The sequence below is a fragment of the Pedobacter sp. GW460-11-11-14-TSB4 genome, from assembly GCF_059423705.1.
In genome coordinates, this window is the sequence record NZ_JBWKYI010000001.1 from 336,304 (window position 1) to 356,202 (window position 19,899).

11 protein-coding genes are annotated in these 19,899 nt (G+C 40.0%); all 11 read right to left on the minus strand.

Annotation, left to right across the window (positions count from 1 at the left end; genetic code table 11):
* Positions 1 to 67: 67 nt before the first annotated feature.
* A complete protein-coding gene (locus AC07YT_RS01550) occupies positions 68 to 2,233 on the minus strand; it encodes an alpha-L-rhamnosidase-related protein (protein ID WP_086549317.1) in 2,166 nt (721 codons plus the stop codon).
* A gap of 118 nt (positions 2,234 to 2,351) precedes the next feature.
* Positions 2,352 to 3,941: a sodium:solute symporter family transporter gene (locus tag AC07YT_RS01555; protein ID WP_086546140.1), complete on the minus strand. Its 1,590-nt coding sequence runs from the start codon at positions 3,939 to 3,941 to the stop codon at positions 2,352 to 2,354.
* A gap of 206 nt (positions 3,942 to 4,147) precedes the next feature.
* Entirely contained in the window at positions 4,148 to 5,233 is a 1,086-nt protein-coding gene (locus AC07YT_RS01560) for a Gfo/Idh/MocA family protein (RefSeq protein WP_086546138.1), read from the minus strand.
* Positions 5,234 to 5,364: 131 nt separating this feature from the next.
* Positions 5,365 to 7,953 carry an L-rhamnose mutarotase gene (locus AC07YT_RS01565; RefSeq protein ID WP_086549316.1) on the minus strand — a complete coding sequence of 863 codons (2,589 nt, stop codon included), beginning with the start codon at positions 7,951 to 7,953 and terminating at the stop codon, positions 5,365 to 5,367.
* A 13-nt stretch (positions 7,954 to 7,966) separates the two neighbouring features.
* On the minus strand, positions 7,967 to 8,917 hold the full coding sequence (locus AC07YT_RS01570; RefSeq protein ID WP_086546136.1) for a sugar phosphate isomerase/epimerase family protein: 951 nt from the start codon (positions 8,915 to 8,917) through the stop codon (positions 7,967 to 7,969).
* A 6-nt stretch (positions 8,918 to 8,923) separates the two neighbouring features.
* On the minus strand, positions 8,924 to 10,579 hold the full coding sequence (locus tag AC07YT_RS01575; protein ID WP_494945133.1) for an acetylxylan esterase: 1,656 nt from the start codon (positions 10,577 to 10,579) through the stop codon (positions 8,924 to 8,926).
* Complete coding sequence (locus tag AC07YT_RS01580; RefSeq protein ID WP_494945134.1) at positions 10,576 to 11,715, minus strand: sialidase family protein; 1,140 nt, start codon at positions 11,713 to 11,715, stop codon at positions 10,576 to 10,578. The genes AC07YT_RS01575 and AC07YT_RS01580 overlap by 4 nt, the downstream gene beginning before the upstream one ends.
* A 134-nt stretch (positions 11,716 to 11,849) precedes the next feature.
* Positions 11,850 to 12,515 carry a DUF3826 domain-containing protein gene (locus AC07YT_RS01585; protein WP_494945135.1) on the minus strand — a complete coding sequence of 222 codons (666 nt, stop codon included), beginning with the start codon at positions 12,513 to 12,515 and terminating at the stop codon, positions 11,850 to 11,852.
* Between the two features lie 101 nt (positions 12,516 to 12,616).
* Positions 12,617 to 15,355 carry an alpha-L-rhamnosidase gene (locus AC07YT_RS01590; RefSeq protein ID WP_494945136.1) on the minus strand — a complete coding sequence of 913 codons (2,739 nt, stop codon included), beginning with the start codon at positions 15,353 to 15,355 and terminating at the stop codon, positions 12,617 to 12,619.
* A 224-nt stretch (positions 15,356 to 15,579) separates the two neighbouring features.
* Positions 15,580 to 18,390, minus strand: coding sequence for a glycoside hydrolase family 2 protein (locus tag AC07YT_RS01595; protein ID WP_086546132.1), 2,811 nt, complete (start codon positions 18,388 to 18,390; stop codon positions 15,580 to 15,582).
* A complete protein-coding gene (locus AC07YT_RS01600) occupies positions 18,390 to 19,724 on the minus strand; it encodes a sialate O-acetylesterase (protein WP_086549312.1) in 1,335 nt (444 codons plus the stop codon). Before AC07YT_RS01600 ends, AC07YT_RS01595 begins: the two co-directional genes overlap by 1 nt.
* Between the last annotated feature and the right edge of the window lie 175 nt (positions 19,725 to 19,899).

A 19,899-nucleotide genomic window follows, 5' to 3' on the forward strand; every position in this document is an offset into this window, starting at 1 on the left:
TGTATCGTTTTGAAAATATGAGCTGCGCAACGCTCGTTTGAAACGAGCGTTAGCGGAAATGATGAGACTACCCCGAATACTTAACACTATAATCTTTTCCCTTTTCTATCGTAACTTCGTATAAGCCTTTCGACAACTCTCTAACTTCTGCATCTTTTACAACTGGTTTGCTTTTACTTTTGATTCTCAGTTTTCCTGTACCTGTTGCAGAACTCACCCTGATTTCTTTCTTATTACAGTACACTGAAATATCACCATTTGCTGTGGGTACTTTACCTTCCATCCACTCCAAACCACCTAAATTGGGTTCGATCGTGTAGTTTTCGTAACCCGGACTGGTAGGTTGTACCCCTAAATAATATTTTCCAAGCAAATAAATCGGACTGGCACCCCAGGCATGGCAAAGGCTTTTTCCAAAGGGTCTGCCGTACATCGCTAAATGTTCTGCTCCCTTTTTATCAGGGTTGTATTCTTCCCAAAAAGAAGTTGCACCTAATTTTAACATGCCACCCCAATAATTTTTCATTTCTTTTAACACGTAAGGTTGCTCACCCATGGCACATAATGCTTCCAGCTCGTAAAAACGCATATAAGGCGTGGTGATTTTAGCGATCTGATCGTTAAGCAATACATTCTTTTTAACAGCCAGTTTTTGTTCAGGCGTAAAATAATCGAAGAAAATGCCGAACATATTGGCATATCGGGTTACATTTTCTGTTTGTTTATCGTCAACGCGGCTATGCACCAAAGCGCTTTTGTTCTGGTTCCAGTAAAGCTCGAAAATCTTGTTTTTCAGTTCTTTTGCCTGCTTATCGTATTTTGCAATACCTTCGGTATCATTGGCCAGTTTGGCACATAAAGCCATCGTTTCCAAACTTCGTGCGTATAAAAGCTGTTCGAAACTCACTTCGCCATCTTTGCTCAGTTTATCTGCCCAATCGATAAAAATCCAGTCACCCGGCATCCATTCTAATAAGCCGTTTTTATTCTTTCTACCATCGATGTAAGTCATTAATGATTGCATTCTTGGATAAATATCCTGCACAAATTTTTGGTCGCCTGTAAATTTGTAATAATCGTAAATTCCTAAAAACCAATAGAAAGAATAATCCATAATGGTATTGATGTGTGCCGTTACCGGATCTTTGCCACGCTGAGCCAGTAAAGTGCGTTTTACAGTTGGCGCATCAAAAAAGGAATAATAGTTCATTAAATAACTTTGATAGGCATCGCCACTCCACACCCACCGATCGCGTTTTATTCCATCGATAAAAAACTCACGGGTATTTAAGTGAAAAGTATATTTGGCTACATCGTAGATTTTGTTGAGTTCGTTATCCGAAGATTTAAAACTTCCACGCACTGTTACCGGTGCGTATTCATATAACATGGAGATAGAATCTGCCGAAACACCATTTTCAGGTTGAAAATTCACATATCTGAATGCTTTAGAAAGTGGCATAATGGAATCTTTTTTCCGGACTAAATCAATATCCAGATAATCTAAGGTTTCGCATTTATCGGCCGATAAAGCTTCTTCTTTTGATTCACCATAATATAAACTTAATCTCCCCTTTCCTTTTAAGCCATGAACTTTGATAAAACCGAAAGTTTCCTTTCCAAAATCAGCAACATAACCATTATTTATTTTTTCTTTTTTAACCGCTAAATGCGCTACCGTTGGCAATTTAAAAGCTGATGGCAATTTGCTTGGGTCGCTTAAATTCCATGAACCCGCCGAAACAAAGGTCGTTCCCGACTTATCGGAGGTTTTTCCGCTGGCGTCAATCCATTCTTTATCTTCAAAAGTCGTTAGCCAGGTTTCATCCGAAACGACCGTTTTGCCTTGAACAAAAATGGCCGGAACATTAGCCTGGTTGTAAACTTTTAAGCTCAGTTTATGCTTTCCGGCAGGGATTTGTATGCTTTTTGGAAAGCCAGCAATGGCCTGACCATCGATTTTAACATTGTAAGTTCCTTCTACAAATAGCTTTACATTTTCTGCTTCTGTAAGATTAAATTCTTTATGAAAATCGACCAAAACATAATGGCTATCCATTTTCCAGAACACCGGAAAGAAAGAGCCTCTTTCGGTTCTGCGGTTTTGCATTACGTTGCTCATGTAGATATCGAAATCACCAGGATACCAGATCCAGGAGGCTTTTTGAGCAAAAGCTGGTGCTATCAAACAAGTGAAAATTACCAGTAGAATTATTTTTTTTAAGTTTTTCATATTGTTTAGTTCTTCAATTAACGTCATTTCGACCGTAGTGGAGAAATCTATTAGTAATTATAATTTCATAGATTTCTCCGTTCCACGATGCTTCAGTCGAAATGACGAATTTCTATTTTTAATGCCCATTAAAGAAAATATAAAGTGCGATCATTACGACGGCTAGTGCAATCCACGAAATCCATACTGTTCTATCGGGTTTTTCGATATTGGCCTGATGCTCCTCATTAACCGTATAAATGCTTGGCGATCTGTCCAATAAAGAAATCAAAATCGCGATGATCAGCAGTCCGGCAAAAATGAAAAACGAGAGCATCAGGTAGTGCGGCCAAAAGGTATATTGATCTGAAGGTAAAATCCAGAGGTATGTTACCCCAACGCCTAAACTGAGTATGGAACCGATTGATAGTGTAAAATTGACCGCTTTTCTAGTGGTTCTTTTCCAGAAAACGGTTAGTAAGAATACAACAGATAGCGGTGGCGCTATAAAGCCCAAAACTGATTGAAAAACGTCGAACAGGTTTAACCCTTTAATACTATCGATGGCCAAAACCACTATCACGGCAAAGATACAACCTGCCACAACTGCCCAGCGGCCAATGCGGATAATCTGCTTGTTACTGGCCTGTGGGTTGATTTTTTTGACATAAATATCCATGGTAAAAACGGTGCTGAGGGAGTTTAAAGAAGATCCGATGGTGCCCACCAAAACAGCAATCAATACCACAATGACCAAACCATTCATACCCGGAGGAAATAAATTGGTTACCATAGTCATGTAAGCTTCGTTCGGATCCTTTAAACCAGGAAAAAGCACATAACAAAGTATCCCGGTACCAATAAACAGCGGTAGGGAAAGGATTTTTAGCCAGCCAATAAAACTCACGCCCAATTGTCCCTGTTTTAAATCCTTAGCGCCTAAAACGGATTGCACCATCGACTGGTCGGTACAGAAAAAGGCTACAGCTGCAACAGGATAACCCAATAATATGGCATACCACGGGTATTTCGGGTCGCTGGCGGGTTGTACCAGATTCCAGAAATGATGTGGCGTTTTTTCATATAAAGCAGAAATTCCTCCAACTTTATTTAAGCCTAAAAGCATTAATGAAAGCGAAACGGCAATGAGTAAAATCATCTGAAAAACATTCACTTTGGCAATGGCTTTTAATCCGCCGAAAAAGGTGAACAGTCCGGCAAAGGCCACCAACACCGTAACCGATTGCCACATCGGGATACCTAAAATCTGGCGAACCAAAAAGCCCCCTGCAAATAAGCCCAGCGATAACCATGAAATTAAAATCTTAACTAATGCATACCAGGCCAGGATATTTTGGGTCGAATCGCCATAACGGTTACCCATAAACTCAGGCATGGTACTTACTTTGGCAGCAAGGTATTTTGGCGCAAAAACAATGGCGAGTAAGAATAAAAATATAAAAGCATACCAATCGAAGTTGACCGCCACTATCCCGGTGCTATAACCAATGCTTGCAAAGGCCAGCAACATGGACGGGCCTACATTTGTTCCCCACATATTGAAGCCGATGCTGCTCCAGTTTAAAGATTTATTGGCCAGAAATAAGGTTTCATCATCGTTTTTCTTTTTGGAAAAACTGGCCCGATACCCAATGATCATCAGCACAATGAGGTACGCGATTACAATGAAATAATCTAAACTGGTTAAACGTTCTACAATGTTTCCCATTTGGTTTGTTTGGTTAGTGTTGTGCTATTTCTTTTATTAATTACAGATGGACACGGATAAACACAGAGTGATTTAATATTTGTGTTCATCCTCCTTTTCTATGGTTAATGTTATTATTCTTCGCCATGGTACGTGTCTCCACGTACCAAATTATAATGGTTCGTGGAGACACGAACCATGGCCGTTTCAGGTTCCTTCGCAAACCATTACAATCCTATCGATTCCCGCGTAATATGATTTGCTTTTAAAATTTCATCAACCTTCACGGGCAAACCTGTTTCTAAAGATTGATCCATCGCTTGTAACAATGCCACGGTACCAATCCCCTCTTTTAAATCAGGATAAGCGGTAAAATTATTGTTGATGCTATCTGCAAAATAATCCAGGTAGTTCTGGTATTCTCCGGCATGGTGGCTTTGTCCTTCGAAGCGGAAATAATGTTTTAAGGTCGAATCGCCCCAGGTAATAATCTTTTCTTCCCCGGTATTTGTGGTGACCGAATAACGCAGTTCGTGGTAATCGGCCTGACTGGCGCCTTCGGTTCCGCGGAGAATACAGCTCATGCCACTATCGCGGTTTGCAGGCTGTGTTGGCCCTGTATAAGCGCCACTCACCCTGGCAATCCGGCCATCTTTTGCCTTGAAAATAAAGTGCATCGTATCCTGGTTTTTCAGTCCGGCTTTTAAACCGTTACTGCTCAACATGCCATAACCCATTACTTCTTCAATATCAGGCATATACCACCTGATGAAATCTACCGGATGACTTAAACCACCATACAGCCATTTAAACGATTGTTTTAACGACCAGCCTTTTTCTAAAAACCAGCGGTGATCGGCATGATAATGGCTTTCAATGGTGATTAATTCTCCAATCAATCCTTCATCAAAATCTTTCCTTTGACGTTTTGCTGGCTCGAAAAAACGTGAACTTTGCCCTACAAAAATCTTTTTTCTCGATTTTTTGGCTAATTCTAACAATTCATTGGCCTGGGCGAGGTCATCAATAAATGGTTTGGTGCAAACCACATGTTTTCCGTGTTCGAGTGCGAGTTTAATGTGTTCGAAATGCAGATGATCTGGCGTATAAATTGCAATCATATCGATTTTATCGCTGGTTAACATATCCTCGTAACGGGTTGTCCAGTTCTTAAAATCGAACTCCAAAGCGCGTTCTTCGCAAAGTTTTTTATTGGCATCGCAAATCTGGATGAGCTTAAACTTTCTACTTGACAACGATGCAGAAATTGTACTTCTGCCCTCTCCTAAACCTAAAATCCCTAATCTTAACATGATATTATTTTTTTAAGCGTTATTGTTTCAGTTTCGTCATTGCGAGGCACGAAGCAATCCTAATGCACTCGCAGATAGCGATAGTTGTAAGATTGCTTCGTCGTACCTCCTCGCAATGACGATTTAATAATTTATTCTATCGGTTTAAAGAATACCCAAACCTCATCGGGTTTTGTACCTTCAATTCCTTCCTGGTATTTTTTCATGATCGCGTTCCATTCGTCTACTTTCGGGTTATTCTCCGTAGTTTTTGGATTCAGATCATCTAATTTTTTTCCTTTTGGGATGCTGATGATCAACATTAATTGCCGATCGTTTTTAAAAATAGCCAAACGTTGAAATTCTGCATTACAGAATCCTTTTGAAATCTCCGGCCATTTTTCGAACTGCGTTTTGTGATAAGCCAGGTATTCCTTCTGCATTTTTTCATCCTTAACCAGATTGGCCGATAAAATCATGTTATCCCATTCTGCAACGGCTTTGTCGCCGCAGTTATTTTCCCGGTTGAAATCGTAAAACAAGTTATCATACAACTTGATTTCAGTAGCATCCAGACGTTTTAAGGTTTGCTTTAAGCTCTCCACCTTTAAACTGGAAGTATAAATAACCAATCGGTTGCTCCATTTATAAATTGAACTTGCCAGCAGGTTATTTTCATTTGCAAAAGTTTTTAAAGTGTTGTTACCCGGCAGCTTATCTGCTTTGAAAACCAGTTCGAATACAACTGAATGATCAACAGCCTGATTGATTTGTCTTTTGAGATTACCCGATTTTTCCCTTAATAGATATTGAAAGGCTTTCTCTAAACCAGCATTTTGTTTAATATTAGCGGCAACTTGAGGTCCATTGCTTTCCCATAAATTAGCTGGTCCGTTGGCATTTTGAAGGTACTTTTCGGTTGGGGTCCAGTTGTTTTTGATGGTGATACCAGCCGAACCTTCATCGGTATAAAGATAAAACCAATGGTCTGGCAAATGCGAATATGGTGCTTTGTAAATACTATCGACAACATTTTCGGTAATAAACGACCCAGGTTGGGCAGATAAGGTATAAATGCCGGCAACATCGTACATATGTTTTCCATAATGATGGATTTTATTGCCACTAATGGTGTTTTGCTCCATCACATTTGGTGTTTTCGTCCATCCCCAGCCTACGCTGATGCCTGAATAAGAAACATCACTGATTTCGTTGTGTAGAATTTTTATCCCACGAACATAACCTGCACCTATGCCCACAGCGCCCCAATCTTCATTGGTTACATCTGTAATTAAGTTATTTTTGATGGTATTATCGGCTGAAATTTCCCTTTTGTCTGATGGATTATATGGTAGATGCACTTCAACAGCTTCATCAGAAAAAGTTCCGATTAAAATGCCAGATCCGCCAATGTCTTTGAATAAATTGCCTTTGATTTCATTATCTGAAGTTCCTTTTTTATAATCCAGACCTGTAGAGGCGAGATGTACAAAACGGCAAGATTCAAAAGAAGTATGGTTTGCATAATTTACTTCAACTGCCGATGCTGGCCGGCCTACCCAGGCCTGGTTTTCAAGTGTCGGTTTATCCGGTGTTCCTGCTTTATCGAGTTTATAGGCATCGAGCATGTACATGCCGGCCTGGTGTGGCACATGACCTTGTTTAGACGGCCTCAACCAGGTACAATGCTCAAAAGAAATTCCTTTAAAATTTACATAAGCAACAGGATTATCGATTGTTCCTTCAATTTTTAATAGGTTTTCTAAAGCCGGGGCGATAACTTCGACATTTTTCATGTTTTCTGTCGCCTTTGGCCAATAATATAGCTTGTGGTTTTGCAGGTCTTCGTACCATTCGCCAGGTTCATTTAAAAACTGGAGTGCATTGCTCAGATAAAAGGCAGAATTTCCGGTTTTCTCTGAGATCCATGGCGCTGGCCAGGGATGTTCTGATTGAATCCTGCTTTCTGGCTGCATGAAAGCAAGCTCGGCTGTTTGACCAATCACCTTAACTGATTTAACACGGAGATTCGCAATCGCCCACCATTGATGGATCAACATTTCCATGCCTTTAACATTAGTCAGGCTGATGTTTTTTTGTAACGGGATGATACAGGTTTGTTTTTCGCTATTCCACGATAAAATCCTGCCCATTTCTTCACCATTATAGTTTTTTGCCCGTATGGCTTTGTGACCATTTACCCAAAGCTGCCTGAATTGCAGATCGCTGCCATCAAAATTTGGAATATCGGTAACCCAAACTTTACCGACAGCTTCTTTCGGCAGACCAGGAAGGTTTTTATTAAGTTTTTGCCAGCCCTTTAGCTGAATGCCACCACTCAAAACTACCTTTTCATTAGCTGCTACTATAACTTCAGTAGGACTATCTTTTGTGCCGGAATCTTCCGGGCGGATGACTACAGGTTCATGCAATTGATAAGAACCTCTGCACATAATAATCCGGATGCCGCCTTTAATGGAAGCATCATTTAAACGACGCAATTCCCTTGCTTTCCTGATGGCAGAATGAAGTGTGGCCAGGGGCTTTTCTTTAGAGCCCACATTAGTATCAGCACCGTTTACAGCGACATAGATATCCACTGCGCCAGCATTGAAGTAAAATAACGACAAAAGAGTTACCAGAATCAAAAATGGATTAAATGGTTTGGTTTGCGGAGACACAAACCTAGGGATCTGGTATTTTATGATATCTATGCTTTGCACATGTTTCGTTATCGCCATTTTCATAATTCCCCTAATAAGATTGCTTTCCCGAACTGTCGGGACTTGCTGTGCCTCGCAATGACGACGCATGGTTTTGAAAAACTGATTTTAAATAACTTGTATTGGCGCTGAAGTTATATTTTACATTTGTAGGTTGTGTGGCATCGCGGCTTCTCTCCACCACAAGCCAACCTTTCCAGCCCATATCATCAAGTATTTCTTTTACCTTATTGAGATCAATTTTTGGATCATTTTGCAACCAAACACCGTCTTCATTAGTTGCATGGATTTGAATAATGTTTTTCTTACCTAAAATCCTCAACTCTTCATGCAAATCTCTCCCATTCTTGATGGCGTTTGAGAAATTGAAATAACTTTTAACATGTTTGCAATCAACATCGCTTAATAATTGTAATTCGCCTTTTGCATCTAAGGCCGATTCAATTCCAATGGTAACTCCGGCTTTGGCTGCCATTTTTCCGGCCACTTTTAACCTTTCAATAATGGGCTCACGTAATTCAGGGTTTTTAACCAAATCGCCCTGAATGCCTAAAGGCAGAAATACCACTTTAATATTCATCGCTTTTGCGGTATCTAAACAATCTTGGATCATTTTCTGATAAGTCGGTCGTTTGGCGAAAGATTGTGCATAAAATCCCGTCATGGCTAATGAGCAAATCTCGAGATTTAATTCCTTTGCTTTATCTAAATATTCCTGACGAACTTTTGGGTCGGCAAGTTTATTATCGAAAGTTTCTCTATCGCCCAGTCCGCCCATATCAATCTCCAGTCCATCGGCGCCGATTTCTTTGGCGAGCGGCAAAGCACTGATTTTCTGTCGTTTCAGGATCATTAAATCAATTACCGCAACCTTATACCTGTTTTTCTTTTCCGCTGCAAAAAGCAACTGATCGGGAAGCATTAAAATGCCCGTTAACAAGGCCATGTTACCAATAAAAGATCTTCTGTTTTGATGTTGCATATCTAATTATTTGCCCGTACTTAAAGGGAAAAGTTTTTCCAGGTTTTCGAAGCGCATTACTGCATTTTTGGGTAGTTTTTCACCTTTATCACCAAAAACATATAAGGCATTTTCTTTTTCGATGCTTACTTTAGTTTCATCGTATTTTCCGGTTTTATCTTTAACAGCAGTATCATTCAGCTTAAAATTTTTGATTAGGAAATCGTACAAGGCAATGCGTTTATTGATGCCGAAATCGTGCTTTTCCTCAGGAAGGTGAACGTTTTCCACTTTATCTTTCACGCCATAATAACTGTACATTTTCTGCAGGTAAGGAAAATCGTGTTCAGGTGTATGCGCGGTCCAATCGCTGCCATCAGATACCAGTAACTGCGGACGAGGCGCAGCCATTGCAGCTAATTCTACATTATCGGTTCCACCACCACACTGATGGATGGGCATTCCGCTTTCGCATGGGCAGCCGCCATAAAAGTAAGATGACATGGCAACTACCGGCGCACTTAATTTAATCCGGTCATCCATCGCTGTCATTAAAATAGAATGACTTCCGGCACCTGAACCACCACTGATCCCGATTCTGTTGGTATCTGTTTCTTTTAAAGACGAGAAATAATCTAAAATCCTGATACCCCCTAAAGTCTGAATGGTTTGTGCTAAGCTCTTGCGGTGGTCTTCGTATTTAAACTGGAGCATCGATTCGCCCCAGGCAAATAAATCGTAACTAAAGGCCATGGCGCCCATCCTGGCAATCATGGCACATCGGATCTGGCAATCGGGTCTGAAACGTTGTTTTTCCCAATGTCCATCCGGAGATAAAATTACCGGGATTTTGCCTTTTACATTTGAAGGTTTGTACAGTGAACCATTAACCCACACACCAGGTAAAATTTCCAGTGCAATATTCTCTACCGAATAACCATCGAAAATTCTTTTTGCCGTAATAATGGGTTTTGAATTGGGTTTTGCAGGCAGTGGTGATAACAGTAAAGCTTTGTAGAGTTCGGGTTTAATTTCTGCCTTACGCTTTTCCCAACTGATCTGATCGTGATATTTTGTTGCCAAACCATCTAAATATGCCCAGCCATCCTGAACTTCCCAACGATAATATTCGTATTCTTTTAGTTTGTAAACACCGGGTTTTTCTTTGTTTACTTTCATATCCAAAGGTGTAAGCACATTGGCAAGGGTTTGATCAATATCTGCACGGAAACGCCATTCGGCATAGTTTACCCATTTGTCTTTTACCTGTGGCTCTGAATATTTAATCTGCACCTTAAACCGCGTTTGAATTTCTTTTAAAACATCAACTAATGGCTTTTTGTAAAGATTATCGGTGTTTTGGGTTTGGGCGAAGAGGTTTGTAAAAGCGAATAAAAGGAAGACCAAGATAAAAAACTTAACTTTTTCTGTCGGTTTTATAATCACTTTCCTATTAATAGCAATATTCAATGAATCAGAAACCATATATGAACGGTCGTCACCCTGAACTGGTTTCAGGGTCTTAATTGTAAAGCCGTCTAGCATGAAAGATGCTGAAATAAATTCAGCATGACGAATGCAAAAATAACTGTGGATAAAAGATTTAGCTTCGTTGAGCACTTTGTGGTGCTCCACTACAGTCGAAATGATGGTTCTGCTAATTGACGATTTACTTAATCTCATGGTTCCTCACTTTTAGTTTCTGTAATCACCGGAGCGGTATAACCTTTCATTTTTGGCCAAACGCCATTTACAATCTTTTTCAATTTCAACTTTGAAGGATCGACAACCACATGTTTGATTTTCTCTCTCCTCCAGGTGTAGATGAAATGTAACATACCATCGGCAGTTTGAATCACTGCAGGATAAGAATATTGACTGATGGGGGAATCTTCTAAAATCAATGCTGCAAACCATTCTTTTCCATCTTTTGAGATGGATACATTTAATGGTGTACGAGGTCCTTTGGCGAGCTCGCCCGGAGGCAAAACATGGTTGTAGACCAGTACATGCCGACCGTCTTTCATCGTTACGGCATCCGTTCCTGAATTATTATTTGGTAAAGAGGTTTTGGTTAATGCCGACCAGGTTTCGCCGTTATCTTCAGACCAGGATTCTACAATGGCACGGTTGGCGGTTCTGGCCAAAATCTGCAATTTTCCATTTCCATGTTGCAGGATACTTGGCTGGATGGCTTTGATTCCATTTTCGGGTAGTGGGCCAACTGTTCTCCACGTTTTACCATTATCTTTGGTCACTTCGAAGTGAATCTTCCAGCCGTCACCTTCTTTACTCGATGGCGCAAACAGATTCCCATTGCTTAACAAAACAGGTTTATTTTTTACAGGGCCGATATAACCATCAGGTAATTTAGTGGCATCAGACCAGCTTATCCCACCATCTTTTGAAGTTCTCATCATTCCCCACCACTCAGATGGTTTTGGTCCGATTTTGTAAAACAGTAATAAGTCACTGCCAGGAACCTGATATAAAACCGGATTCCATGTAGGTAATCTCTTACCATCAGGCTGGATACCATTAGCAACTGAAACTGGTGCTAACCATTTACCATCTACGAATCGGCTGATATAGATTTCCACATCCGGATTCCGCTCTTTTGTTCCGCCAAAAAATGAAGCTACTAAACCCGTTGGCGTTTCGGCTATGGTAGCAGAATGACACGATGGGAATGGTGCTTTATCATACAGAAACTCTTGTTTGATTACGCCTTTTTGCCATTTTTCGACCTGGGCCTGAGCAGTAATTGCTACCGCGAAAACAAGTCCTATTGTGAAGTATATTTTTCTTTTTAACATCATATTTCTCTTAATCGTGCTCCTATTTCCACCACGCCATTCCCAGCTCGACTGGGAATCCTAATGCTTTCGCTATACTTTTATTTTGCTTTAAGATTCCCGCCTGCGCGGAAATGACGGCAGTGCTAAGGAACTATTTATTGTTTTGCCTTAGCCGCCTTTTCTTCTTTTATCTTTTTTGTATAAGCACTGTAAAGCGCTCTCCAACTGCGGCCATTGTTATTCAGCATTTGTTCTGATTTCGTTTTGTAAATTTCAAAAATGGCCGAAATCTGTTTCATGTTTTTATAATCGACAGCTTGTTCTCTGGCTTGTTTCAAAAAAGCTAAAATCTTTGCTTCTTCATCTGCCGTTAAATCAGGAACAATAGCTTTATAACCTTTCATCGTGAAATCGACCTTTCCGATGGTATATTTATCTAAAATGGTCTCCACTTGTTCTGGGGTTAAGTTTTTTCTTAATCCATCCATAAGCGACTGATGAACCGTTGATGGCATGGCAGAATCGGCAATGATCTGTTTGTCTAAATCACTTAATTTATTGCCTGTAACCGGGTTTATCCCATCAGGAACTGTTGATGAGGGATGATCGTTGTGCCAATCTCTGATGGTAGTTAAATGAACGGCAATGGTAGTTTCCACAGCGTTTTTTTTCGCTGCATCGGCTAGGTTTAATGAGGCAACCCATTCTTTGGCCTTTGTCAGGATTTCTTCTGGTACAACAATATCTTTGGTTTGACCGAATGCATTTACTGAAGTGATCAGTAAGGTTATCAGCATAAATGGTTTAAAAAACTTTCTCATAATTGTATTTTAATTATTGTTTCGGTTCGTGAAGACACAAACCGAGGCTTATATACATTAATCCTTTCTCGCCATGGTTCGTGTCTCCACGGACCATGATTTTATTTCCGCTCCACTACAAAAGCATAATCGCCAGAGCCAAGCTCATAAACTGCCCTGTTATTATCCATTTTTACAAATTTTAAATCCTTTATAGACTTATTTTTTTCTGAAACTTCATTTTTATTATTTGCAGGAATGTAAACCAACGCCGTTGTATTTGCTGGGATGGTAATGTTCCAGTTAAATTGATTAGCCGTTTTGCTATAACTGCTTTTGATTTGTCCGTAAACCGAATGGTAACTGGCATTAACTGCGTTTAAACCACTAATCATTTCTGGTTTCATGATGATCTTTTTAAAAGCAGCGCTTTCTGATTTTATACCGGCCAGGTTTTCATAATACCAGATGAGCAAATCACCGAGCATCATCACATGGTTCTGTGAGTTCATTTTCGGATCGGCCGTGTTGCCATTCCACAATTCCCAAATGGTTGTGGCGCCATTATCAACCATATAACCCCAGCTCGGATAAGTTTTCTGTGTGGCCACCGTATAAGCTAAATCTGGTCGCCCGTAGTCGTTTAAGCAACGCATTAACCATTGGATACCTACCAAACCATTACTTAAATGGCCTTTATTGGTTACTTCAACTGTGTAGGTGATATTCTTAAATACCTGATCTACTTTATTCTGCGGAACCATTCCAAAATAAAGCGGAATAATATTGTCGGTTAATGCATTTGAGGCATAATGACCTTTGTCGTTATAGTATTTCTGGTTGAAAGCTTCCTTTATTTTATTCCCCAGAAGCTCATACGCTTTCACATCCTCTTCATTACCAATTGCTTTACCAAACTGAATCATCAACTGCGTGAAATGGTAATAATAAGCGGTCGAAATCAGTTCAGAAGGATATTTTTTATCGGCACTCTTGCCTCTGCCAAATTCGATAGTAATGGGTGGCATACACCAATCGCCATAACTGTCTTTAGTCAGGATGTAATCTTTCATGTAACGATCCAGCATGTAAGCCAGCCATTTTTTCATTGCCGGATAGTTATCACGTACAGCTGAAACATCACCCGTTTGTTTATATAACATTTCGGTAACCAAAAGCATCGCTCCAGGCCAGGTCATGTTGTCGCTATAGTAACGCCAGAAAGCTGGAGCAACGTCCGGAATGGCGCCATCCTCTTTCTGCGAATTCCTGATGTCCTGCAACCATTTGGCATAAAACCGACCATTATCAAAAAGAAAACTTTCTCCATAAGCTACGGCACCGCGATCGCCTAACCATGGCATGCGTTCGTTACGCTGAGGACAATCGAGCGGGATACCTTTATAATTGCCGGCAATTCCCCACCAGGCATTTTTGAAGAGCTGATTGGTAAGCGCATCTGAAGTTTCGAATGTTCCGACGGTTTTAATATTATCGTAAATCATTTTCCCAACAAAATCATTCACTAATGGCTGGTAAGTATATCCCGAAAGCTCTACGTATCTAAATCCCCGGTAAGCAAAAGTAGGCTCCCAGGTTTCTGGCGCTCCTCCTTTTAAAGTATATAAATCCGTGCATTTAGCATTGCGAAGATTAGCCGTAAAGAGTTCTCCATTATCTTGTAACGACTCAGCAAAACGCATTTTGATTTGCTTTCCTTTTAAACCTTTTACCTTGATCTGCAACCAACCTACCATGTTTTGCCCCATATCTAAAATGTACCGGTCGCCAGAAATTTTAGTGATGGAGACAGGTTTAAGCGTATTCATCACTTTCATGTTTTCATTCATCTGGGCTTCAATCACGCCACCTGGTTCCTGAACAAATGCTGCTTTTGTCCATTTACGATCATCAAAGCCAACCTTATTCCAACCCGTTGCTTCTTTCGTCGCATCATATTCTTCTCCATCATATTCGTTATTGGTTCTGATTGGTCCATCGGTTGTGCCTTTCCAGCTATCATCTGTATCTATGTTAGCGGTTGTTCCATCCGTATAAACGATGTTGATGTTCATCAGCATTTTTGGAAAACCAAAAGTTTTAATTTTATAAGGTTTCTCGTTCTGGCGCATGGCAAAGAAACGGCCATTGCCCAGAATTGTGCCTACCGCATTTTTTCCATTCTGAATGTAACTGGTTACATCGTAAGTGTTGTATTTAACATTTTTGGTGTAATCTGTAGGCGATGGAGACAATACATCTTCGCCAACCTTCTTTCCATTGATAAAAAGCTCGTATAAACCTAAACCAATGATCGATGCGGTTGCTGATTTTACCGTTTTTAAACTCTGAAATTCCTTCCTGAAATACCTTGCTGATAAACGAGAATCGGTTTTGATGTTGTCCCATGGGAAAGGGTTATCGAAACCTATCCAGCCTTTCGGCCAATCTTTGTAATACAACAAACCCATTGAAAAATAGCTGTCAGATGACCACTCGCTTTGACCAACGCTTGTCCAAACCTTTACTTTCCAATACGCTTTCATGCGACTGGCTAATCTTTTTCCGTCGTAAGCTACATGAATAGATTCAGCAGAATTTACTTTCCCCGAATCCCACAAATCTCCCTCATTGGCTTTTAACTTTTCTGCTGATGAAGCAACCAAAACCTGATAAGCCGTTTGCATTACATTTCTTTCTTTTGAAATCATGTGCCAGGCCAAACGAGGTTTTAAAACATCAATTCCTAATGGATTTTCACGCATCTCGCAGGTGGTATTTTGCAACGAAACTTGCGCCATCACTTTTGAAAAGGATAGAAACCAAATGCCAATGATAGCTATATAGATTTTAATGTTCATTTACGCTTGATTACACAGATTTATTAATTGCACTGATTCAGTTATTATTTATTTGCTCCCGCTGATTTCAAAGATTAACGCAGACCAATAATTCTGTCCGCGTAAATCCGCGTTATCTGCGGGCTATTCTATTTTCTTTAAAGATTAATTCGTCTTTGCGAAGCTGGACTTGCGCGAACTGAAGCAATCTTTTTTATTAAACTATTAACATTCTTTTAATCTCCCTAATGAGATTGCTTCGTCGTGTCTCCTTGCAATGATGACGCGTCTGTAGAAAAATCAAAATACAAGGTCATATCCAATGCCCTGCCCGGATCTTTATCAAAATCGTAATAAATATTCTTCATTCCCATAGGTCCTGTTGTTTCTGGTTTTTGCGTTTTGGTGCCAATTGCCGAAATACCATTCATAAAAGAAATATCACCATTCGGGAATGTCGGACTCATGTTATCGTATTCAGTATCTTTCGATTTCTTAGGGGTAAATAACCTCAAGAAAATATCTTCTTTATCCGTTACCACTTTAAACGATTGTTGTTTTCCGATAAATTCACACCAATACATGTTCGAATAATACCCCTTAAATTCAGGATATTGCCAAGGTGCTTCGCCTGTTGCAGCATTGTTGTAATCCTTTTTCCAGATGCCAAATTGGGTGCCTTTCATTCTGTTTTTCCAAACCCGGTACGGCCCGTTTCCTTTATATTCAACTGATTTGATCTCGGTTTCAGGATAAGAAAAGTTTAATCCCACGAAAGTGGTAAAGTAAGCTGATGGGAAGTATTTCACTTCCATTTTTAGCCAACCTGATGGATAAATGGTCCATTGCAAGGTGTTGTAACTTTCTTTCTTATCAAATGTGGAAGAAATAACTAAATTATCTCCATCCATTTTAGTTGTGAATTTTTTGAAATTATTAACCCCCTCCTGCAAAACCGGACCATTTGAAAATGGAATCAGCCCTTTGGCATTTTTCGCCTGCTGCAATAAACCTGTTGTTTTATCGAAAGTCAGCTCAATACCGTTTGCAGAAACCTGATAAACTTTTGCATCTTCTTTTAAATTCACTTTCGAAGAACCTGTTTTTACCACCATTTTCGCTGCATCATCTTTAGGAAGTACAACCGGGAAACTCCAGGTAAATAATTCCTTGCCGTCTGGTCCGTTAGCCGTTAAATAAAGGGCATCGAAATTTCTCCAATCCGTTGGAAGATTGATTTGTAGTTTCCCTTTTTCGAAAGGTTTGATATCCGGTGCATCAGCTTTACCAGATTTGAATGCTGCATCATCGCCAGCCTTTAACTTCTTTAATTTCCATTCGAAAGTGCATTGATTAAGGTTGGTAAATGCATAACGGTTTTCTAATATAAACGAACCATCAAAACCAGCTGTCATTTCTCTTTTCTCAACAAAAACAGGGCTCCATACTTCTTTAATGGTAAAAAAACTGCCTTCTTTTTCGTGGTATGGACCCACAATCCCGTCAGGGCCATGGTTTCCATCGGTATCTAGTTCTCCGTTTTTATCGGTGCGCACCACAGCCTGATCGGCAAAATCCCAAAGGAAACCACCGGCAGAAAGCGGATTGTTCCACATGGCATTCCAGTAATCTTCAATGCCTGCACCATGACCGCCATCCCACATGCCGTGAAGAAATTCAGTTGGCATTAAGATGTTATGTCCGTGATCATAATTGCCTATTCCATAATTAAATTCGCGGTAATGTGTGGTTTCAAATCCTCCAAAAACTTCCCAGGGATGAATTAACGGTCTTTTTTGCAGATCTTCTTCAGCGAACAGATAGTCGAGTTCGCGGTTATGCCCGCCCTCATTTCCATTGTCCCAAAATATAATCGATGGATGATTTTCATCATTCAACATCATTTCTTTCATCAATTTGGTTCCGGTTGGCGTATTGTAAGTACCATGCCAGCCTGCTAATTCATCTATTACAAATAAGCCCAGTGAATCGCAAACATCCAGGAAATGTCCATCTGGTGGGTAATGCGACATGCGAACAGCATTCATGTTCATTTCTTTCATTAACAAGACATCTGCAATGCTGATTTTTTTACTCGTTGTTCTGCCTGATGAGGGATAAAATGAATGACGGTTTACACCTTTGAATTTCATTTTCACGCCATTTACATATACACCATCGCGTTCTTTTACTTCAATGGTTCTAAAGCCAATCTTTTTCGAAACCTGATGGATCGCTTTACCATTTTTGATCAAAGTAAAGTTTGCGGTGTACAAGTTTGGAAACTCTGAAGACCATAATGCCGGATTGGAAAACTGATGGTTCAACTGTACATTTTTTCCCTTTTCTAATGGAGTTGTAAATCTATCACCGAACTTCTTCCCGTCTTTTCCAAAAAGTGTTACTTCAACTTTGTCAGCATCTCCCGAAAAACTCAATTGAGTTTTTAAATGCCCGTCAGCTTTTGCGTCAATCTGGATTCGATTGATATGTATTTGTGGTAATGATTCAAGATAAACCGGTCTGAAAATACCCCCAAAAATCCAGAAATCTGCTTTTCGTTCGGCTTCATTAACCGATTGATTGGCAGAATGTTTAGACACCTTTACCTCTAGTAAATTATCGCTACCGAGTTTAATCAGCTTAGTGATATCGTACCTGAAAACATAAAACGATCCCTGATGTATTTCTCCGGCAAGTTTTCCGTTGATTTTAACCTCAGTATCGGTCATCGAACCTTCGAAAACAATATTAATTTTTTGGTTTTTCCAGGCCGCAGGAACTTTAAAAATGTATTTATAAAGCCCTTGTTCCTTCCCTTTATTTTCTTCTTTATTGAAACCGTAATTATATTTTCCAAAACCTTGCAGTTCCCAATTGGATGGAACGGGAATAGTTGTCCACTTGCCAGAATTTGCACCTGCTGTACAGAAGAAATCCCAATTAATGGTATTATCGTTTCCAGTTCCTGATAGATATAATTTCTCTGTTTGTTGTGCTTTTACAGCGCCAAACATCATCATCAAACAAAGGAAAAGTATTAATCTGGTTCTCATTAATTGGTTTTAAATTGATTGGTTAAAGGATTATCGGTTCTGAAAGGTAAGGCCGGTAAACCGTTACTATAAAAATTTCCTGAGGGATTTTCTGTCCAGTTGTAACGTACTGCCACGGGGCTTGCAATCTCTTTTGCCGAAACAACAACTTTTCCATTTTTAACAATAGCTTCTGCATTAATGAATTTACCATCTTTTCCGGCAATTGTAAATCCGGTTAATGGAATAGCTGAAGTTGCTTTCAAATAATCGAAATCCAACAAAGCTTTGCCATTTGAAAAGTTTATACTTTTGTAAATGGGCCCAGAAAAATCTATTTTTAGATGGTAGGTTTTACCTAAAGCAAAAAGCGCCAATCGCCTGCCTACCTCCCATTTATAGGTTGGGTGCAAATCTCCGCCGTTATCGTTTAGATCTGAAGTAGAAATCATTCCGGTATTTGGCAAGCGTAAAACCTGCTGCTGAGCTTCCCAAAAGTTAGGTTCTGTGTCAGCCGTTAATACCACTTTATCACTTTTTTGCTTACTGTAATCGTAGGGTGCAATTTGCACGTAATAAAATGGCAATTGCTCGCCCCAGACTTTACGCCAAAGATTTACCAAAGTTTTTAATTTGTAAGCGTAACTGATATTTTCATTCAAAAAACAGTTGGTTTCGCCCTGATACCAAAGGAAACCTCGGATTTTGAATTTCGCAAGTGGCTCAATCATCGGCGTATAAAATTTTCCGGGATCATTACTCACTTTTTGGCTTTTAAAATATGTTTCCTGAGCAAAAGCTTCCGGAGAAATCCATGGCTCTATGGCGCTCCCCGAAACCGATGAAGAAATTATGCCAACAGGAATACCCAATTTCTCCTGCACTTCTTTAGCGAAGAAATAGCCCACGGCCGAGAAAGCCCGTAATGCTGAATCTTGTGCCATTGCCCAGCTTTTATGAATCGAATCTGGTTTATTCAATTGCTTGCGGTTGACCAGAAAAATCCTGATTTCCGCGTTTTTAGCTTTTTCTACAGCATCAGATGGAAAACCCAATTTCTCATTCTTAGGCTTAGGAATTTTAGCCAGCTTACGCATTTGATATTCCATGTTCGATTGCCCTGAACACAGCCAAACTTCGCCGACCACAATATTGGTTAATTCAATTTTGTTTGTACCTAAAATGATCATCGTTTGTGCTTTCGCCGAAGTTTTGAGCGGAGATAAAACAACAAACCAATTCCCGTTTTTATCGGTAATCGTTTCTTTTTTCTGACCTGCAAAGGTCACTTCTACTTTTTCACCCGGCGCAGCAAAGCCCCAGATATTAATGGCTTTATCACGTTGCAGAACCATATTACTCGATAAGATTTGCGGCAGGAGGATTTTTGCGTTGGCAGAGGGGCAGAAAAGAGAAAATAATATAGTTATTGCCGTCATTGCGAGGAGGAACGACGAGGCAACCTTTCCAGCCTTTTGAAAAGATTGCTTCGCTTCGATGAAAAATCGAAAGCTCGCAATGACGATATAT